A 19,437-nucleotide genomic window follows, 5' to 3' on the forward strand; every position below is an offset into this window, starting at 1 on the left:
GTCAGGCCAGCCGCAGGCCCAGCCAGCGGCGGGCGACCGGCACCTGTCGCAGGATGACCAGGTCGATCAGGGCCACCAGGATGACCGAGGCCCCCAGCAAGGGCAGGAACAGGGCAAAACCCAGCAGGATCATCCCCATCACCGCCGGACTGCCCTTCAGGCGCAGCGGCGGCGGCGCCCCCAGCGCGCCGGCCGGGCGACGTTTCCACCACATCACCGCCCCGCTGACCGACAAAAGGACAAGACCCAGGGCAGCGACAACGCCCAGTGCCTGGTTGACCCAGCCGAACAACTGCCCCTCATGTGCCGCGATGCCGATGCCGACCACCCGGTCGATAACATGCCGGTCACCGAAATCTTCCCGCCGGACCATGGTACCGGTGGACCCGTCCAGGTCGATGGCGACGCGGTTGGGCCGGTTGGCTGTCATCGACCGCACAGCCCAGTTTCCGCCCACGCTGGCCGGCAGGTTGATCAGCACCGGCGCGGCCAGATTCAGTGGCGTGACCCTGGCCACCACCTCTGTCAAGCTGACAGCGCCAACCATCATATCATCCATGGACAGGCCGGCATGATGCATTCCATCGGCTTCTGCATGATCATGGGCGTCATGGCCCGCCCGCTCGGCGCGGCGGCTGGTGGTCCAGTCCTGCTGAACTGCCGCCGTGCCGGTGGCCTTGCGCACCGTTTTAAAGGCTTCTCCCCATACGGATGCCCAGGGCAGACCAGTCAGCAGCAGGAACAGGGCCAGGAACGACACCCACAGTCCCACCACGGCATGCAGGTCGCGCCAAAAGGTCCGCCCGCCCGCCGTCAACCGGGGATAAAGCACGCCCGCCCATCCCTGCTGACCGCGTGGCCACCAAAGGTACAGGCCGCTGACCACCATAACGATACCCCAGCAGGCGGCAAGCTCCACAAACAGCGACCCATTATCGCCCAGCAGCAATTCACCATGGAACTTCTTGATCTGCTGCATCAGGCGGTCTTCCTCCCGGATCTTGTGCAGCACCTCCAGCGACTGGGGATGCACATAGACCCGCCACACCGCCCCCTGCCCATCCCGCACCAGGACGCGCACCGCATCATCTGCCTCCTCCGGCAGGATGTAGGTGCGCAAGGTGCCATCTGGCACGGCCGCGAGGGCGGCCAGTGCCTGCGCGTTGGCATCCGCCGCCGGCCCAGTCAGGACCAAATGGTCATAGGGCCGGTCGATGAACGCCTCCACCTGCGGCTTGAACAGGTAAAGCGCACCGGAAATGGCCAGGGCAACGATAAAGGGCACGCAGAACAGGCCCGCATAAAAGTGCCAACGCCAAATGGTCCGGTAATCCAGCCATCCTTTGGCCGAAAGAGCTTTGCCCGGCCCTGTATCGCCGGATGACTTGGTCGACAGGTCCGTCATGGCGTCAGCCCTTCCATTTCAGTTCAAGTGTGAAGGTGCGTTGCGGATAGGGGTGGAAGACCCAGGCCTTGTCATTGCCGATATTGTCGACACCGACACTGATCTGCGTCTGGCTTGTCACATCCCAGGAGAGTTTTGCATCAAAGATCATCAGCTCTGACATGTAGCCATAGGTATCGCCGCGTTGCGTACCTTCCAGATTGGTGTTCGGGCGCGACGCATAACGCCAGCCGGTAGAGATTTGCCAATCCGGTGCAAACCGGTAGCGGGCGTTGCCGTTCAGCCGCCATTTGGGGATACGTGGGAACTGCACCCCCTCAGAGGCCGGCACCGACCGGTTGCGTACCGTCTGTGCGTCGATCCACGCGGCGTTAAAATCAAGGTCCAGCCCCTGGATGCCGCCAAGATTCGCCGCCTCAACGATCCCCTCCACGCCCCACTGACGCACGATGTCGATGTTTTTAAAAGAGGAGGTGACAATGCCGAACTGGTTGAAACCCTGCTGGTTGAAAATCGCATCCTCAACCCGCTGATAGAAAATGCTGCCCGTGAAGCGGATATCATCAAAGGCCCGGCGCAGCATCAGGTTGGCATCGCGCGACTTTTCCGGTTTCAGATTGGGATCGAAGCTGTTGATGTCAAAATTGCCATTGCCGTCCAGACGCCCCTGAAACAGTTCCGCGACCGTGGGAAAGCGGGTGGCGGTCGCCAGGCTCACCTGCCCGACCCAATCACCCGGCAGGTCAATGTGGAGACCAGCGGACGGATTGACTGCGGTATCACTGCGATCCGTGTAGGACTGATAGCGCGGTGTACCGGAAACGCGGCTGCCAATGCGCCCGTCAAACGCCCGCCAGTGATCAACACGCAGACCACCGGTCAGTTTGACTGCCGGCGTTACCTGCCAGGCATTATCGACAAAGGCGCCCAGTTGCCGGGACCGGCCGCCGGTGCCTGTGGTGAAAATCGGTGTGGCCCCAGTACGCCAATTACTGACGCCATAGATGGTCTGATCGGTTTCATACAGGCTGCTGTTGAACCCGATAGCCAGTTCATGGTCGCCCAGCGTGCGCTCCACCTGCCCATCCCCAGTCCACCAGCCGGTATCCCCCTGGCGTGTGTCAGTGCCAAGGGTGCTGTTGATCCCGTTCAGATAGCCGGTCGATGTCCGGGCGCGCTGCTTGTCGATGATGAAGCGTGACAGGTTCAAGCTGGCCTGCCAGTCGCCCACTGGCCCCTCCAGTTTCAGCCCCCCCAGGATTTCCCGCCGTTCGGTTACCGACAGGTTGATAGCGGGCAAGGTGAATTGCCGCCCATCCACCGTGACCCGGCCGGTAAAGACCGGATTGCCAGCCGCATCCCGCAGGTAGGTGGTGGGACTGGTACCGTCATATTCGCTGGTCCAGAGCACGGCCAACAGAGCGGCATTCCAACCATCGCCGAAATCATACCCGATGCGGCCACGCAACTGGTCCTGTGTGGTGTCCTCAACCGTGAAAGCACCAGAGACCGGCGTTTTGGTGATCAGGTCCGGGTCGGTGACAGCCCCGGTCACAAGGGTTGATGCCGCCGAACCCGTGGCAGGTGTCAGTTGATAGAATTGCTGCGGATGGCCCTGGTTCTCCAACCGACGGTAGGAAAGGCGGGCGCTCCACGGTCCATCGTCCTGTTTCCAACCGAAACCGGCCTCCCCGGTATAGCCATCGAAATTCCGGTCCGTGCCGTACTGTTTATAGGGCTGCACGAAGTACTGTGCCGTGGCAAAAGCTTCCACACCGTCCTGCGGGGGCTTGGTGGTGATGGAGATGATGCCACCCATCGAATTGCCCGGATAGCGGGACGAATAGGGGCCATAAACGATATCGAACTGCGCCACTTCGCCAGGACCGACCACACCCCATTTGGGCGGAAAGCCGAAACTGTTGCCCAGCAAATTGGAAACGGTGAACCCGTCGACCTGCACCAGCGAACGGGCTGATTGCGTCGAATGGGTGCCACGGAAACCGGGAACGGCATTGGCATCACCGATGAAGCGTTTGCGCACGAAGAAGTTCGGCGCATATTTCATCAGGTCTTCGACATTCACGGCATTGATGGCGGCAAAATGCTCGGCACCTAAGGAAACAGACAGGCCGCGCGGCACGATGGTGATGGGTACATCACGCTGGCCGATGACAATCACCTCCTGGATGGGGGTGGCTTCGGCGACCTGGGATTCCTGACCAAAGGCAGGCGTGGCAAAGGCGACAAGGGCAACCGAAGCCGCCAGGCTTCGGGCGCGAAAAGGCGTGCGGGGCACGGCAAATTCCTCCGGCGACCGGACCCACGCCTGTAAATGTCTCAGGCGGGTGGTGCCAACTATGGATTTCCTGGGATGGTTAGGATCAGCAAGCCCAGGAAAGCGGCGGCGCCCGCGCGCCCAGCGTCGGACCGCACCACAGGCGGCGACGCCGTAAAGGTGTGAAGGAAGAACGGATAACCGCATCCAGCACCGCCGGCAGCAACAGCGCCAGCAGCAAAAGGACCGGGCCTAGAAGGGTCATACCCATAAAGGGACAAAGGCCCTGATGGGCGGTATCAGCGGGGGCCGCACCATCGCCATCCGCCCCATCCATCTGGATGCTGGCCGATCCGACGCTGGTACAGATCACCAGCCAACCCTCGCCATTGTCCGGATTGAGGTTGGGCATGTAGCCGCCGGGGATCATGCCCCGCAGCAGCAAGGCAAGCAGCAGGGTCCACGGCGCCACTTGCCGTGCCATGACCTTGAAGACGGACAAAATCCCCCTGCTCATACCGGTGTAATGAACCCAAGTACCAGGCGCGTCAATGGCCCCCTGGTGCGACGCAATGGCCACCCTCCCTTTCCTCTGCTGCATGTCGGGGAAAGCATCTCGGTGGCGAGGTCGGGCATTCATCACACCTGACCTTGGCACAGCCTCTACCCGCACCGGTGGCAGGCTCTGTTAGCTTTCTGCTAAACTGCCGACATGCAGGACCCCCTACCGCCCGAACCATTTCCCTGGCCCTTTGACGGTGACACCTACCGTATGACCATGGGCCTGCGCAGTCAGGACCCGGCCACGTGGCTTGCGCCCGATGCGGGCTGGACGGCGCAGCTAACCGAACGGTCGAACCGGCTGCGTAATCAGAAATGGGATGTGTTGGCCCTGATGCCAGAGGGGCTTGACGCAGCCGGCGAGTGTCTGACCCTGGTCAGCACCCATCTCACCAACCATTTTCCGGGCTGGTTTCAGCGCCAAGCCGACGGGATCCACAGTTCGGTGACCGGTACAACGCTGCGAATGGCAGATTTTGATCACCCGCTGCACATGGCAGCCCATCTGCAGCCCGACGATCTGTGCCTGATGACCCCATCGGCGGGGGGCTGGCGGTTGACGGGCGGGGCGGTTTGTTTCCCTTCCCACTGGTTCCTGCCGCATATGCTGGGCAAGCCGTTGCCCGGTATCCACCGGCGGGTTCCCAGCTATGCCACCACCCTGGCCACACCCGTGGACCGGTTCTTCGACATGCTGGCCGCCGGCCGCACGGTCTGGCGGGTCAACTGGACCCTGGCGGACGACCCGGCACTGTTTCAGCCCGGCACCGTGGCGCATAAACCGGTTGATGCCAGCATCAACGACAGCAATGGCGCAGACAGGTTGTATTTACGGGTGGAGCGGCAAACGCTGACCAAACTGCCGGTCAGCGGCGCCGTGATCTTCACCATCCGTACGCATATGCGGCCGCTATCCGCTCTAAACGGGGCGCAACGGTATCAGTTCGCTTCCATCCTGCGGAGCCTTCCCGATGCTGTTGCGGCCTATAAGGGGCTGCAACGGACAGGGGCGATGGCCTTGGCCGCTCTGGATGACGTCAGATAAGCGTTTGCAGTACGGCGCGGAAGTCCGGTGGAAGGGGAGCAGGGCGGCGAGTCTCACGGTCCACATAGACATGGGTGAAATGGCCCGCAGCCGCAGCCAACTCGTCCCCAACCTTGAACACTCCCACCTCATAGCGCACGGAACTGTTGCCCAGATGCGCAACACGGATGCCGATTTCGAGACTGTCTGGAAAGGCAACCGGCGCGAAATACCGGCAACCCGTCTCCACAACCAGGCCGATGGTCGCACCTTTATGGATGTCCAACACACCCTGGTCGATCAGATAGCCATTCACCGCCGTATCGAAGTACGAATAGTAGGTGACGTTATTGACATGGCCATAGACGTCATTGTCCATCCAGCGCGTGTCCAACCGGCGGAAATGACGGTAATGGGCGCGTGAGGGGGCCGTGGGACGGGTCATGGCGGGGCGGTTCCTGTAATGTTGGGCGCCGGGTCAGCGCATACGGCGAATAACACCTTCTTGTGCCGTGCTGGCAATCAACCGTCCCTGCCTGTCGAAGATCCGGCCATGGTTCAGGCCGCGCCCACCCCCGGACCAGGGGCTGTGCGTGGTGTAGAGCAGCCAATCATCGACCCGGAAATCCGGCTCATGCAGCCAGACAGCATGATCCAGACTGGCCCCCTTGGCGGTGCCGGCCAGCCAGTTGATGCCATGCGGCAGCAGCGATGATCCCAACAACACCATATCGGACATGTAGGCTAGCGCCACCCGGTGCAGGTCGGGATGATCCGGCATGGTGGCTACGACGCGAAACCAGACATGCTGGACCGCGTCATGCGGCAGCCCATCGGTGGGGTCCACCCGGTTAACATGCCTTAGCTCAACCGACCGCAAGCGTTTCAGAAAGGCCTGGGACGGGGCCGGCAGTCGATCAATGAACCCTTTCACCACCTCGGCCTCGGCAGGCAGATCGTCAGGCATGGGAACCGCAGGCATCCGGTAATCGGCATGCGCCAGGCCCGGTTCAGGCCGCTGGAAGGATGCCGACAGGGTCAAGATCGGCTCACCACCCTGGATCGCTTCGACGCGACGGGTGGCAAAGCTGCGCCCATCGAAATCGCGGTGGACACGCAGGTCGATCGGATAATCCTCATCGCCACCGCGCATGAAATAGGCGTGCAGCGAATGGGCGACACGGCCATCGTCGACGGTGCGGATGGCAGCGGCCAGTGCCTGGGCCACGACCTGACCGCCAAACACACGGCCACGCCCGCCGATCTGCCGCGACCCCTGGTATAGGTCGGGCCCGGTCTGCGTAACTGTCAGCAGGCGGACAAGCCTTTCGACCCTCTCCGCCGCGCTGGGCACTTCACCTTCTTCCCCGACGGCGACGGCGTTGGTCACTTCCATTGCGGACAATCCTTGTTCAAACAGGCGTATCACTATCCAAGCCCTGGCGGCTGGCTGGCAAGCATGGTGGCGGCATGGGTGATTTGCTTGTAGAAGGATGCCGTCCCCGACTGCGCCGCTGCTGCTGGAACCCCCATGGATCGCCTGACCGTCAATACCAGTCCCCGTCAACTGATTGACGGTGCGCCCGCTCTTTCCGCCCTGGGGTGGGGCATGTGGCGGTATCACGGCGATGATCTGGGCGCTGCGACGGCCCGCTGCATGGCAGCCCTGGAGGCCGGGATCACCCTGTTCGACACAGCCGATATCTACGGTTTCGACCATGAACATGGGTTTGGTGCAGCGGAAACGCTGTTCGGCCGGGTTCTGGCCGCCAATCCTGGTTTGCGTGGCCAGATTGTGCTGGCCAGCAAGGGCGGTATTCAACCACCGATCCCCTATCATCAACGCGGCGAGCAGTTGATTGCGTGTTGCGAGGCCTCGCTGCGTCGGCTGAATGTCGACTGCATCGATCTTTATCAGGTCCACCGCCCGGATTTGCTGGCCCACCCGGCGGAGGTTGCGGCGGCCCTGGACAAACTGCGCCAACAGGGGAAGATCAAGGCGGCCGGCGTCTCCAACTACACCCCGGCGCAGGTGGCGGCCCTGGCGGCACATCTGCCGTTCCGGCTGCTGTCAGTCCAACCGGAATTCTCCCCCCTGCATATCGCTCCCCTGTTTGACGGGGTGCTGGATCAGGCCTTGGAACGGAACTTGACGGTGCTGACATGGTCGCCGCTGGGGGGTGGCGGACTGGTGCGTGGTGCGGCAGATGCCCGCACCGCCCGTGTCGCCGCCGCCCTGGACATCATTGCCCATCGACAGGGCACCACCCGCGCCGCCGTTGCCTATGCCTGGGCCATGGTCCATCCTGCCCGCCCTATCCCGCTGGTCGGCAGCCAGACGCCTGACCGCATCCGGGAAGCTGCGGATGCCCTCAAGGTGGAAATGACGGGGGCCGACTGGTATGGCGTCCTGGTCGCGGCCCGTGGTACCCCAATGCCCTAGACCCCTGGCCGCCAGCGCCGCAGCAGCAGGGCATTGGCAACGACACAGACACTGGATGCTGCCATGGCCGCCCCGGCCAGCATGGGGTTCAGCAGCCCGGCCATGGCCAGCGGTACACCAATAATGTTGTAGATGAAGGCCCAGAACAGGTTCTGGCGGATTTTGGCAACGGTTCGGCCTGAGATCGCGATGGCATCCGCCACAAGCGCCGGGTCGCCGCGCATCAGCGTAATGCCCGCCGCCCGCATCGCCACATCGGTACCGGTGCCCATGGCGAAGCCAATATCAGCAGCAGCGAGGGCCGGAGCATCATTGATACCATCACCCACCATGGCCACCACCCGGCCGCCTTTGCGCAGATCGGCCAGCGCATCGCCCTTATCCTGGGGCAGCAGTTCGGCCAGCACCTCCTCTACCCCCAGGGATGCCGCGGTCGCCGCTGCCGCTCCGGCATTGTCCCCGGTCACCATCACCGTCCGGATGCCCAATGCCTTCAGCCGCACGATGGCTGCCGGCCCAGTCTGTTTGATCCGGTCACCAAAGGCGATCAGTCCCAACAGCATCCCATCGGCCACCAGATAGGACAGGGTGCGGCCCTGCGCCGTCAGGCCGCGTGCCACGGGCGCCAGATCCCGGATATCGATGCCGCGTTCTGCCATCAGCCGGGCATTGCCCAGCAGCAAATGCTGCTCCGCCACCTGTCCTTCCACACCCAGGCCCGGCAACGCACGGATCGCATGGGCCGCCGGCACAGCCGGCATGGCGTCACACACTGCCGCCGCCAGCGGATGTTGACTGCCCACCTGCAGCGCGGCGGCAAGGCGCAGAACCTGGATGCGGTCGCCCCCCGCCACCGGCTGCACCGCCACCACCGCCGGTTTGCCTTCGGTCAGGGTCCCGGTCTTGTCAAAAGCCACCACACCGATATCCCGCGCCCGCTCCAGCGCCTCCGCGTCGCGGATCAGAATACCGGCACGCGCCGCGACCCCGGTCCCCACCATGAGCGCGGTGGGTGTGGCCAAGCCCAGGGCACAAGGACATGCGATGACCAGCACCGCGACGGCGTTAATCAACGCCGTTTCCACCCCGGCCCCTGCCAGCAGCCAGCCGGCCAGGGTCAGCAGCGCCAGCGCCAGGATCACCGGCACAAAAATGGCGGACACTTTGTCGACCATGCGCTGCACTGGCGCCTTTCCCGCACTCGCCTGTTCGACAAGCCGGATGATCCGCGACAGCGTACTGTCGGCGCCCAACGCCCCCGCGGTCACGGCAATGAAGCCATCCAGGTTCAATGACCCGCCGGTGACAGCCGCCCCCGGCCCCTTGGCTACCGGCAGGCTTTCCCCGGTCAGCATGCTTTCATCCAGGTGGGTTGTGCCATCCAGGATCTCACCATCGACGGGCACCTGTTCACCCGGCCGCACCAGGACCACATCGCCGCGCTGCAACTGGGCGATCGGCATGGTGACCTCCGCCCCGTCACGACGGACCCGCGCCAACAGGGGCCGCAGCGCCATCAGCGCTTCAATGGCCGCACCGGTTTTGCGCTTGGCCCGTGCTTCTAACCATCGGCCCAGCAGCAGCATCGCGATGATCACCGATGCCGCCTCATAATAGAGGTGGGGCGCATGCCCGGCATGGGCGTCGAGCCACATCCAGCCGGACAGGCCCCACGCCGCCAAGGTGCCCAGCACGACGAGCACATCCATGCTGGCCGTACGGTGTTTCAAGGCGTTCCACGCTCCGGCATAGAAGGGCCAGCCCAGCCCGAACTGTACCAGACTGCCCAAGATAAACTGCGCCCAGGCTGGAAGGGGCGGACCGCCCAGCATCGGCAGCACCAGCGGCATGGACAGGATCAGGGCAAGGGCCGCCCGTGTTCCTTCGCCCAGACCCGGTTCTGACCTGGCGGTAATGGCGGTCGGGATATCCGCAGAGGCTGTTGGCTCCGCCGCCGCCGCGACGCCATAGCCGGCATTATGCACAGCGGCGGTCAGGTCATCATCGCTGACCTCCGCCACATCAATCAGGGCGATACTGGTGGCCTGTGAGATTTTGACATCAATCACGCCGGGTACAGCCCGCAGCGCCTTTTCCGCCTTGCCGACACAGGCTGCACAACGCAGGCCGGTCAGCGTCAGGCGTTTGGCCTGCACCACTGGTTCAAACCCGGCATTGGTGATTGCAGTGACCACTGCCACCGGAAGTTTCGGGCCGGCAGCGTCGCCAGGCGTGACCAGAACGCGCTGCGACGACAAGTTGACACAGACCGACGCCACACCCGGCAGCGCGGCCACAGCCTTTTCAATCCGCCCCGCACAGGAGGCACAACGCATGCCCTGCACGGGCAAAGACAGGCTTGCAGACGACATTTCAAACCCCTTCCGGCTGCTGGCCGGTTACTGGAGGGCACGGTCAGCAAACAGGAAAATTCGGGTTCCGGGCATTGACCCACCGCAAACCCACCTGTTGCTTTCGTTCATGTCCACGCTGTGTGAACCTTCCCACAATGGGAAGGTCAAGGGGTATTTGTCCTGATCGGCTTGGCGCCACCGCCATTCAGGACGCCCGCAGTTCTTTTTTGAAGCGGTCCGCCAGGATTGGGTGGGCCAAGGCTGCGGCCACCACCGCCGGATCGGGATGTTTGTTGAGTAAAAGGGCATTCAGCCGCGCCACGGTCCAGGCTGCATCACCCCGTTGAACAAGGTCCACCGCATCCCCCGCCGCCACAATGCCTGCCCGCACCACCTGCATATACCAGCCAGGGGTGCCCGCCTTCATTGCCTGCGGGCCCAGCGCCTTGACCCCTGTCAAAACACCGGGCCAACCGCATCGGGGTACCGGTTGATTGACCATGACCAAAGCGGTCCCGATGGCCAGAACATCACCGATACGGGCATCGGCATCCCCATACCCGGCAAACAGCAGGTTCTCGCCAAAAGCCGGCCGTGGCAGGGCCTGGCCGAAGCGAGATTCCAGCGCAGCATAGGATTCCACGGCAAATCCGTGCAACGCTGTGTCGCCGATGTCACGGCTGCGGTAAGCGCTTTCATCCCCGTCCAGGCCGGCAGGGCCCACACCAACCGGCCCGGTCACTGGATGCTTGCCGATGCCGGTCGTCTCCTCCCGCCCTCGGGCGTTGGTGCGGGTTTGGACACGTCCGACATTCACCTGCAGAAGCCGCATCGCCCACCCGATAGGCAAAGGGCCGGTCACAATGGACCGGCCCTTACTGAACATCACACCGTGCGCCTGTTACTGGAACGCGTCGGCCGTTTCGATGATGTGGCTGACGATGCCATATTCCTTGGCCTCTTCCGCCGACATCCAGAAATTACGGTCGGTATCCACAGCGACGCGGTCATAGGGCTGGCCGGTTTCGCGGGCGATCTCTTCATTGATGCGTTTACGCATCTTGATGATTTCCTTCGCCTCAATGGCGATGTCAGTGGCCGGGCCGCCCACACCGCCCGCCGGCTGATGGATCATGAAACGGGTGTTGGGCAGGCAGAACCGGTCTTCCTTGGCAGCGCCCAGGAAGATATGGGCGCCGGCAGAGGCAACCCAGCCGGTCCCCAGCACCAGCACGCGCGGCTTTACGAAACGGATCATGTCGTGGATCGTGTCGCCGGATTCGACATGCCCGCCCGGCGAGTTGATGATCAGCTTGATCGGCTCATCATTCTCGGCGGCCAGACCCAGCAACTGTGCCGTCACGGCCTGGGCGACCTTCTGGTTGATCTCGCCGAACAGCAGGATGGTGCGGGCCTTGAACAGGTTCTGCGCGATGGAGGGCGGCGCCTTGGCCTTTTCCTCCTGGGCATCGGACTCCGGCTTTTCGTCCTCAAGACGGATCGGATTGACGAGCAAGGCGGCACTCCTGAATTTGGTATTCTGCATTCACTGACCTAGCGGGAAATGGGCTGCGGTTCAACCCATCATTGGATGGAGTTTCATACTTATGCCGACGGCCCAAAAATTTGACCGTCGGCACGGCGGCGACCGCCGACGCGCCGCCCATGCGGCGTAGCCAAGCCGCCGGAAGCAGCACCCGGCGATTGAGGGCACCGCTATTATGAGAGGTCGATCCAGACGCTTTTCAAGTCCGTGTATTTTTCAAGCGCATGCAGGCTCTTGTCGCGGCCGAACCCAGACTGTTTGAAGCCGCCGAACGGCGTGGTGATATCACCGGCATCGAAGCAGTTGATCCAGACCGACCCGGCTTTAATGGTCCGCGCCGCCTTCATCGCGGTGGAAATGTCGCGGGTCCAGATAGCCGAGGCCAGACCATAAATCGTGTCATTGGCGATCTTGAACGCCTCTTCCGTGGTCTTAAAGGTCAGGGTGGACAGGACGGGGCCAAAAATCTCCTCCCGTGCGATGGTCATGGAACTGTCGACACCATCGAACAGGGTCGGTTCGATGTAATAGCCACCGGTATCCGTGCGCGCCGCCGATCCGCCAAGCCGCAACGACGCCCCTTCTTCCTTGCCCTTGTCGATATAGGACAGGACACGTTCATGCTGTTTGGCATCGACCATGGCGCCCATGGTCGATGCCGGATCCAGCGGATCGCCGGGCGCCCAGCCCTTTGCATGGTGCATGACCCGCTCCAGGAACTCATCCTTGATGCTTTCATGCACCAGCAGGCGGGAGCCGGCGTTACAGACCTCCCCCTGATTGAAGAAGATGCCGCCGGCGGCATTGGCAGCGGCCTTATCCAGGTCGGCGGCGTCGGGCATAATGATGTGCGGGGTCTTGCCCCCACATTCCAGCGACACGCGCTTCAGGTTGCTTTCCCCTGAATAGCGCATGAAATATTTGCCAACCTCCGTGGAGCCGGTGAAGGCCAGCATGTCGACATCCATATGCCGACCAATGGCTTGGCCTGCCGTTTCCCCGAAACCAGGCACAACATTCAGCACGCCCGGCGGCACACCGGCTTCCACCGCCAGTTCACCCAGGCGGATTGCGGTCAGGGGCGATTGTTCTGCGGGTTTCAGCACCACGGAATTACCGGTGGCGAGCGCCGGCGCCACCTTCCACACCGCCATCATCAGCGGGAAGTTCCAGGGTACGACCACCCCGATGACACCCAGCGGTTCGCGCAGGATCAGCGACATGGCATCGGGGCCACTGGGTCCGACCTGATCATACAGCTTGTCGATGGCCTCCGCGTAATATTGGACGCAGCGCACCGACAGGGGGATGTCGATGGAGCGGCTGTCACGGATGGGCTTACCCATGTCCAGTGTTTCCAGCAGCGCCAATTCGTCGGCATGGTCCTCCATCAACCGCGCCAGCTTCAGCAGCACGGCCTTGCGCGCGCGGGGATGCTGATCACGCCACACACCGGATTCGAAGGTACGGCGCGCCGCAGCGACAGCCCTGTTCACATCCTCCGCGTCGCATTCAGCGACCTGGGTTAGCACCTTGCCGTCGCGCGGGCTGATATTGGCAAAGCTTTTGCCGCTGGCAGCCGGCACATAAGTACCGTCAATAAAGGCCTGGGTGCGGAATTGCAGCCGGGCGGCGCGGTCATGCCAGTTGGTGGCGGCGATGGCGTCCATTCTCGGTCTCTCTCCCGTTATGGCGGGCGTGCCCCGCCTGTCGGGTGAGAGAGTGCCCGCCCCCACGCGCGGCGGCAACCCCCGACATGGCAAAGACTTAAGGAACCCATCCCGGAAGGGCAGCCGCCTGACGTAGCCATTGCACCATGGTGGCCTCGTCCAGCCTATCATTTTCGTAGATGTCGATCCAACGTGCCTTCCCGCTGCGCGGGGTGCCACCCGGCGGCACAGGATCCAACGACAGACCATCAAAGAAAGTGACCTTCACGTACCGGGTGAGCACGTGGAAGGACAGGAACCAGCCTTTGCCTCCCATGCCATAGAACGGAGAGTTCCAGCGCACAGCCTTGCGCACGTCAGGCAGGGTAGCGACGATCAACGTGTCCAACTGGCGTCCCAGGCTGCTTTTCCAGCCCGGCATCGCGGCGATGTAGGCCTGAACGGGGGCATCGCAATCTGCCTTGGCGATCTGCGGATTGCCACCGGACAACAGCACGGTTCCCGTCTTCGGGTCCTTGGTCTGCATGGCTCTGTCCTTGTTTCCAGATCGGCACCAATGTAGCGGACAGACCCCCTCGCGGACAGGTCAATTGTCACGGGCACATCTTGGCAATTGCGTCAGCAATACTGACGTGTTCCGATGATGATCTCGATATCATCCGGCTGAATGTCCAATCAATGCGCCCCCTCCACATCGCCCTCGCCTTTCTGGTTGCCGTGATCTGGGGCGCCAATTTTGTCGTGATCAAGCTGGCGCTGACCGGCTTTCCGCCCATTCTGCTCACCGCGCTGCGCTTCACACTGGCCTGTCTGCCGGTCCTGTTCATTCCACGCCCGGCGGGGATCGGGTTCAAGCAACTGGTGCTTGTCTCCACCTTCCTGTTCACCGGGCATTACATCTTTCTGTTCGTGGGCATGGATCAGGGGATGGCGCCGGGGCTGGCTTCCATCGTGCTGCAATGTCAGGCTTTTTTGACCATGCTGTTTGCCGCTGGCATGCTGGGGGAGCGGCCCAAAGCACAGCAATTGGTGGGCGCCGGCGTGGCGGCATTGGGGCTGGTGGTGACAGGCAGCACGGTTGGTCTGGACGTAACCTGGATCGGCTTCATCCTGACACTGCTGGCGGCGGCCAGTTGGGCCATGGGTAATGTGCTGATGCGCCGGCTTCCACCCACGCCGACCCTGCCATTGATGGTCTGGCTGTCCACGGTGCCGCCCCTGCCCGTTCTTGCCCTGTCGCTGCTGGTGGAGGGGCCGGACAGGGTCTGGACGGCATTGACGGGCTTTGGCTGGACTGCCGGCCTGTCGCTGCTCTACATCGTCTGCCTGTCGACCCTGGTGGCGTTTGGCATCTGGGGCATGCTGCTGCGGGAGTATAAGGCCGGCGTGGTGGCGCCGTTTTCCCTGCTGGTGCCTGTGACCGGTACGCTTGCCGCCTACCTGGTTTTTGGTGAGACCTTCAGCCCTTTGCGCCTGCTGGGCATGGCACTGCTGTTCGCGGGCATCGTGATCACCATCCTGCCCCTGCGCAAGCGCCAGACGGTGACAGCCTGATCAGGGGACCACCGTCACCTTGGCGCGCATCTTTGGATGGATTCGGCACTGGATGGTGAATTCGCCGGGCACGGCAAATGTAACCGGCGTCTCCGTGCCGGGGTCCTGCAATCCGATATCAAAGATATTTTCCTGGGCCGGCGAATAGACATTGTGACCGAACGGGTCATCGTTACGAAAGATCACCTGTTCTCCCACTTTGATCGTCACGGCGCGGGGAACGAAGGAAATGTCACGCTGGGCGACAATCTTGGGCGATTGCGCCCCACCAGAGCCGGCCAACAGACCCAGCACCGCCATCGGCAAGGTTGCCCGCAACCATCGCCCCGGGTGTCGCGACATCCCTTCCCCCTTTTGGCTGTTCAGCGTTTATCCAGGATGGCGATATCGATAACGGCACTGCCATCGCCAATGCGGCCGATCTTCTTCATCGTCCCCCGCTGTACATCCAGATTGTACAGGGTTCCGCCGGCAACGGCGCGGCCATGATATTCGTCCTGGGCGTCGGTAAAGATGTCGACCCCTTCCACAATGGTCCCCGCGGGCACACCCAGCGGCCCAATGGTCCGCAGCACACCGTCATTTGGCGGGTCCTGTGACAGCCAGGCCCCGGTGCCGCTATCGACATTGAATAATTGTGTCTGCGTCGCGCCGGCAAAGGAGTTGATATAGGCACCAGCATAGACGGCGGGCGTTTTACCGGCATTCACCTTGTCGTTGGGATGATAGGCCAGCGGCTTGTCCACAGCGACCTGACCGGTATCAACATTGACGCGCAGATTCTGACCGTCCGAGCCCATGACGCGCAGCCGGTCGGCCTGCGGGTTAAAATCCACCACCACATGGTCAATGGCCGTCAGGGCAACCGACAATTTCGGACCGGCGGCGGCGGCGCCTGTTGCCAGATCAATGGTGTAAAGGCGGTTATCGGTCGCCAGACCATAGAGTTTCCCAGTGGCCGGGCGGACATCCAGGCCCAGCAACTTCCCCGTCACCCCGGTCACCGGCAGTACCGTAACCGTGCCCGGCGCGGTATCGGAGAATAGCAGCAATTCGTTGCGCTGGCTCAAGCCGGCGACGTCAAGCGCCAGGGCCGGGCCCGCCAGACCCAGCAAGGCCACAGCCATCAGTGCGGATTTTTTCTTCATCGCCCCCTCCCAACCGGCGGCAGCCCTTGCTGCCGTCGCGGTTAAACAGGTTAGGTCAATTCCCGACCCTGTCATTAGTCCTTTCGGACAGGCCACTATATCTTGATATTGAAGATGGCACAGATTTTCTGGCGCAACTGCATGGGTGAGAAGGGTTTGATGATGTAAGCATCGACCTTGTTGGCTCGCGCGGTTTGCACAAAATCCGCCGTCTGATTGCCGGTCAACATCAGAAACGGCATGTTCTCCCAGGTCTTGCGCACATGCTGGAGCAGTTCCAGACCCGTGACGTTGGGCATATTCCAGTCGGAAATGATCAGATCATACCGCAGTTCGCTCTCTTCCAGCGCATTGATGGCGGCCTGGCCGTCGGGCACGATATGGATATTCTGCACCCCCAGTTGCACAAGAACCTGCCGCGCCAGACGCTGCGCAAAGGCATTATCCTCCACCAGCAGGACATTCAGCTTCTCAAAACCTGGGATATGGTCACGTGTCAGCATGGGCGGGGCTTTTCAACGGGCGACAAGCAACGTGACCCGGTTGGCCAGATCACGCGGAGAGTAGGGTTTGACCAGATAGGCATCGACGGCATTCGCCTTCGCATTGGCCACGAAGTCAACACTGGCATGGGCCGTCAGCATCAGAAACGGCGTGTGGCGCCACACGGCACGCACATGGCGCAGCAGGTCCAGACCGGTGGCACCGGGCATGGTCCAGTCTGAAATGACCAGATCAAACGGTTTGCCATCGGGTTGCACGGCCGCTATCGCGTCGGTGCCATCGCGGTGGGCGGTAACGGTCCCGATACCCAGTTGCCGCAACACGCCTTGCACCAGTTTGGCCTCAAACGCATTATCTTCGGCCAGGAGCACCCTCAACCGGGCACCATCGCGCAACGCAATCATGGGCTCACCCCCGTCATCGCGGCATCATATAGGGCGCGTTGTTGTCGCAGCCACAGCACACCTTCATCAAGCTCCACCCGTAATTGGGGCAGCAGTATCGCCAATTGGGCTTCATCGCCCGCATGGCCCGCCGCCTCCACGGTAGCAGCGGTCCGGTAAACCTGGGCCAGTCCCAGGCTGCCCGCCGCTGATTTCAGGGAATGTGCCACTTCCCCCACCTGCTGCGGCACGGGTGGCGTGTCCGGCGGGAACAGGTCCGGCTCTACCTCCGGCAGAATGGAGAGGAATGTGTCGATCAGGTCCAGCGCCATGTCCGGACCCATACTGTCGGCCATCTCGACCAGCATTTCGGCCACAAAAGGTCCGGTACCGTTCAGCAGCGATCCAGCGGTGGCCCCCGCCTCCGCCATGTCCAGGTCAAGTTTGCCGTCCAGGCCACTGTCGGGGGCCGACGCCTTACCGTCGGGGAACAGGCGGTGTATGACCTTGAACAGGTTGGCCGGATCAATCGGCTTGGCGACATAGGCGTTCATGCCTGCATCCAGACAGCGCTGCACCCCATTGCCGCCGACGCTGGCCGTCGCCGCTACGATCATCACCTGGGCTGCCGGCCCTGGCAGCGCACGGATGGCACGGGTCGCGGTCATGCCGTCCATGCGCGGCATATGCACATCCATCAGGACCAGATCCAACGGGGGCTGCGCGTCGCGCACCACGGCGACTGCTGCTTCCCCATCCTCGGCGAACAGCACATCATGCCCATGTTCAGCCAAGGCACCGGCCAGCACCTTGCGATTGACCGCATTGTCGTCGGCAACCAGGACCCGCAGCGGGCGCACCGCGTGCTGACCATAATCAACGACCATCTCTGTCGTGACGGGACTGCCCTCCACCAGCGGGATTTCAAACCAGAAGGTGCTTCCCTGGCCCTGTGCGCTGTCGACACCGATGCTCCCGCCCATGGCTTCTACCAGCTTCTTGCAGATCGCCAGGCCCAGACCGGTGCCCCCAAAACGCCGGGTGATGGAACTGTCGGCTTGCACAAAGCTGCCAAACAGCTTGGCACGGGCCACCTCGGAAATCCCGATGCCGGTATCCGCCACCTCCACCCGCAGGCGGGTGCCATTGGCATAGGGCTTGGCGCGCAGGGTAACACCGCCGGTTTCTGTGAACTTGATGGCATTGCCCACCAGGTTCAGCATGATCTGCCGCAGGCGATTGGGATCTCCCTTCAAATAAGGGGGCAGGGCCGCATCCACCTCTTCGCGCAGCCAGAGATCCTTTTCCTCCGCTCTGTTGCGCATCAGCATGGTGGTGCCGGCCATCAGCGAGAGCAGTTCAAAATCCAGAATCTCGATATCGGCCTTCCCGGCCTCCAGTTTGGAGAAGTCCAGGATATCATTCAGGATGCGGAGCAGCGATTGGCCCGATTGCAGGACCGTGGTTGCCAGCTTGGCCTGTTCCTCGTTCAGGCCGGAGCGCAGCAGCAGCCGGGTCAGACCCAACACCCCGTTCATTGGGGTGCGGATCTCATGGCTCATCATGGCCAGGAATTCGGATTTGGCGCGGGTCGCGGCTTCGGCCTTTTCCTGCGCCTCCCGCACCACCGCCATCGCCCCCTTAAACACCCCCAGGGCGCCGGCTACGCTGCCGATTTCATCGCGGCGGGCGGTATGTGGCACCACCACATCCATATCACCGCCGGCCAGTTGGATGGTGGCACGGGTCAGGCGGTTCAGCGGCGTCACGATATTGCGGATCAGCGCGATGGTAATGCCGACCAACAGCGTGAACAGGACGGTGATCAGGATGGTTGTCTGGTCGGCGGCCGATTTGATCGTCTTCTCCGCCGCCAGTCGGAACCGGTAACCATCCTCGGCCGCCATCTGGGTGACAATTTCCAGATTGGTGATAATGCCGGCGCTCAGTTTCTCCATACCCGCCATGGCGGCCCCATGATCAGGTGAGTCTTCCTGCATGTCGGTCAGTTGCCGAACCGCCGACAGCCAGGCAGCATTCTGGTCCCGGATACGGGCGGTATAAGTACGGATTTCGGGGTTGATGCCGCGATCATCCACCACCGCCAGACTGGCCAGAAAATCCTCGTCATTGAGTTCAAGATCTTCGCGGAAATTTTCCGGCAGGCCATCTGGCGATTTTAAGGCCCGGTCCACCATCAGATCCAGCATGACAAAATTGGTCTGGGCCAGACGGGCATAGTTGATGGCCTGCAATGGCTGGTCATACATACGGATGACAAGGTCACCGGTGGAACGCACGACCAGGACGGCCACCAAACCAATGGTGACGGCTGCCAGCACGGCTACCGCAAACGCCGCCGCCAATTTGAAGCGGATGGTCCTGAACATGCCCTGCGGCCCCGTTGCAAAAACCTTTTGCCTTTATGCGCGCAAGCCCTGTGTCCGGGCAAGACAAGGTCACCGCGCCGGGTGGATACAATTGTTTCAAACCACCTCGGCGCCCACACGGCTTGACAGTATCGGCGCCCCCTGGTGCCATGCCCCCTCTCTTCAACCGCAATGGGA

18 protein-coding genes are annotated in these 19,437 nt (G+C 62.4%); 3 read left to right on the plus strand and 15 right to left on the minus strand.

All coding sequences use genetic code 11. From position 1 onward, the window contains the following. Position 1 precedes the first annotated feature (1 nt). The 3 genes from CHU95_RS11730 to CHU95_RS11740 all read right to left on the minus strand — a co-directional run bounded on the left by CHU95_RS11730 (position 2) and on the right by CHU95_RS11740 (position 4,185). Complete coding sequence (locus CHU95_RS11730) at positions 2–1,405, minus strand: PepSY-associated TM helix domain-containing protein (RefSeq protein WP_094456538.1); 1,404 nt, start codon at positions 1,403–1,405, stop codon at positions 2–4. A 4-nt stretch (positions 1,406–1,409) separates the two neighbouring features. Further along, positions 1,410–3,704, minus strand: a complete 2,295-nt coding sequence (locus CHU95_RS11735; protein WP_207762469.1) for a TonB-dependent receptor — start codon at positions 3,702–3,704, stop codon at positions 1,410–1,412. A gap of 85 nt (positions 3,705–3,789) precedes the next feature. Further along, positions 3,790–4,185: a DUF2946 family protein gene (locus tag CHU95_RS11740; protein ID WP_207762470.1), complete on the minus strand. Its 396-nt coding sequence runs from the start codon at positions 4,183–4,185 to the stop codon at positions 3,790–3,792. A 270-nt stretch (positions 4,186–4,455) separates the two neighbouring features. Between CHU95_RS11740 and CHU95_RS11745 the strand changes: the two genes are divergently transcribed. Next, on the plus strand, positions 4,456–5,289 hold the full coding sequence (locus tag CHU95_RS11745; RefSeq protein WP_165772131.1) for a heme-dependent oxidative N-demethylase family protein: 834 nt from the start codon (positions 4,456–4,458) through the stop codon (positions 5,287–5,289). Here CHU95_RS11745 and CHU95_RS11750 read toward each other — a convergent pair. Together CHU95_RS11750 and CHU95_RS11755 are read right to left on the minus strand one after the other, a co-directional pair. Further along, positions 5,282–5,713, minus strand: a complete 432-nt coding sequence (locus tag CHU95_RS11750; RefSeq protein ID WP_094456542.1) for an acyl-CoA thioesterase — start codon at positions 5,711–5,713, stop codon at positions 5,282–5,284. The genes CHU95_RS11745 and CHU95_RS11750 overlap by 8 nt on opposite strands. Before the next feature lie 33 nt (positions 5,714–5,746). Next, positions 5,747–6,664 (minus strand): acyl-CoA thioesterase, encoded by a 918-nt coding sequence (locus tag CHU95_RS11755; protein ID WP_094456543.1) that lies wholly within the window; start codon positions 6,662–6,664, stop codon positions 5,747–5,749. A gap of 135 nt (positions 6,665–6,799) precedes the next feature. On the opposite strand from CHU95_RS11755, the gene CHU95_RS11760 reads away from it, so the two are divergent. After that, a complete protein-coding gene (locus tag CHU95_RS11760; protein ID WP_207762471.1) occupies positions 6,800–7,711 on the plus strand; it encodes an aldo/keto reductase in 912 nt (303 codons plus the stop codon). Here CHU95_RS11760 and CHU95_RS11765 read toward each other — a convergent pair. The 5 genes from CHU95_RS11765 to CHU95_RS11785 all read right to left on the minus strand — a co-directional run bounded on the left by CHU95_RS11765 (position 7,708) and on the right by CHU95_RS11785 (position 13,807). Continuing rightward, positions 7,708–10,083, minus strand: coding sequence for a heavy metal translocating P-type ATPase (locus CHU95_RS11765; protein ID WP_165772132.1), 2,376 nt, complete (start codon positions 10,081–10,083; stop codon positions 7,708–7,710). The genes CHU95_RS11760 and CHU95_RS11765 overlap by 4 nt on opposite strands. 187 nt (positions 10,084–10,270) lie before the next feature. Further along, positions 10,271–10,897: an MOSC domain-containing protein gene (locus CHU95_RS11770; protein ID WP_165772133.1), complete on the minus strand. Its 627-nt coding sequence runs from the start codon at positions 10,895–10,897 to the stop codon at positions 10,271–10,273. 69 nt (positions 10,898–10,966) lie between these two features. Next, complete coding sequence (locus CHU95_RS11775) at positions 10,967–11,611, minus strand: ATP-dependent Clp protease proteolytic subunit (RefSeq protein ID WP_094456545.1); 645 nt, start codon at positions 11,609–11,611, stop codon at positions 10,967–10,969. A 173-nt stretch (positions 11,612–11,784) separates the two neighbouring features. Then, positions 11,785–13,281, minus strand: a complete 1,497-nt coding sequence (locus tag CHU95_RS11780; RefSeq protein WP_094456546.1) for an aldehyde dehydrogenase — start codon at positions 13,279–13,281, stop codon at positions 11,785–11,787. A 97-nt stretch (positions 13,282–13,378) separates the two neighbouring features. Then, entirely contained in the window at positions 13,379–13,807 is a 429-nt protein-coding gene (locus CHU95_RS11785) for a DUF1801 domain-containing protein (protein WP_094456547.1), read from the minus strand. A gap of 152 nt (positions 13,808–13,959) precedes the next feature. Here CHU95_RS11785 and CHU95_RS11790 point away from each other — a divergent pair, with 152 nt between their 5' ends. Then, the gene (locus tag CHU95_RS11790) at positions 13,960–14,835 is read left to right on the plus strand and encodes an EamA family transporter (protein WP_094456548.1); all 876 of its coding nucleotides are present in this window, start codon (positions 13,960–13,962) and stop codon (positions 14,833–14,835) included. Here the strand turns inward: CHU95_RS11790 and CHU95_RS11795 are convergent, their stop codons facing one another. From CHU95_RS11795 to CHU95_RS11815, 5 genes are all read right to left on the minus strand, one after another. Beyond that, positions 14,836–15,177 carry a cupredoxin domain-containing protein gene (locus CHU95_RS11795; RefSeq protein WP_094456549.1) on the minus strand — a complete coding sequence of 114 codons (342 nt, stop codon included), beginning with the start codon at positions 15,175–15,177 and terminating at the stop codon, positions 14,836–14,838. A 20-nt stretch (positions 15,178–15,197) separates the two neighbouring features. Then, positions 15,198–15,983, minus strand: coding sequence for a DUF4394 domain-containing protein (locus CHU95_RS11800; protein WP_165772134.1), 786 nt, complete (start codon positions 15,981–15,983; stop codon positions 15,198–15,200). A 95-nt stretch (positions 15,984–16,078) separates the two neighbouring features. Further along, complete coding sequence (locus CHU95_RS11805; protein ID WP_094456551.1) at positions 16,079–16,486, minus strand: response regulator; 408 nt, start codon at positions 16,484–16,486, stop codon at positions 16,079–16,081. 12 nt (positions 16,487–16,498) lie between these two features. Further along, a complete protein-coding gene (locus CHU95_RS11810) occupies positions 16,499–16,891 on the minus strand; it encodes a response regulator (protein WP_094456552.1) in 393 nt (130 codons plus the stop codon). Further along, complete coding sequence (locus CHU95_RS11815) at positions 16,888–19,260, minus strand: ATP-binding protein (RefSeq protein ID WP_094456553.1); 2,373 nt, start codon at positions 19,258–19,260, stop codon at positions 16,888–16,890. Before CHU95_RS11815 ends, CHU95_RS11810 begins: the two co-directional genes overlap by 4 nt. Positions 19,261–19,437: the final 177 nt, after the last annotated feature.

The organism is Niveispirillum lacus (assembly GCF_002251795.1).
Taxonomy (GTDB): domain Bacteria; phylum Pseudomonadota; class Alphaproteobacteria; order Azospirillales; family Azospirillaceae; genus Niveispirillum; species Niveispirillum lacus.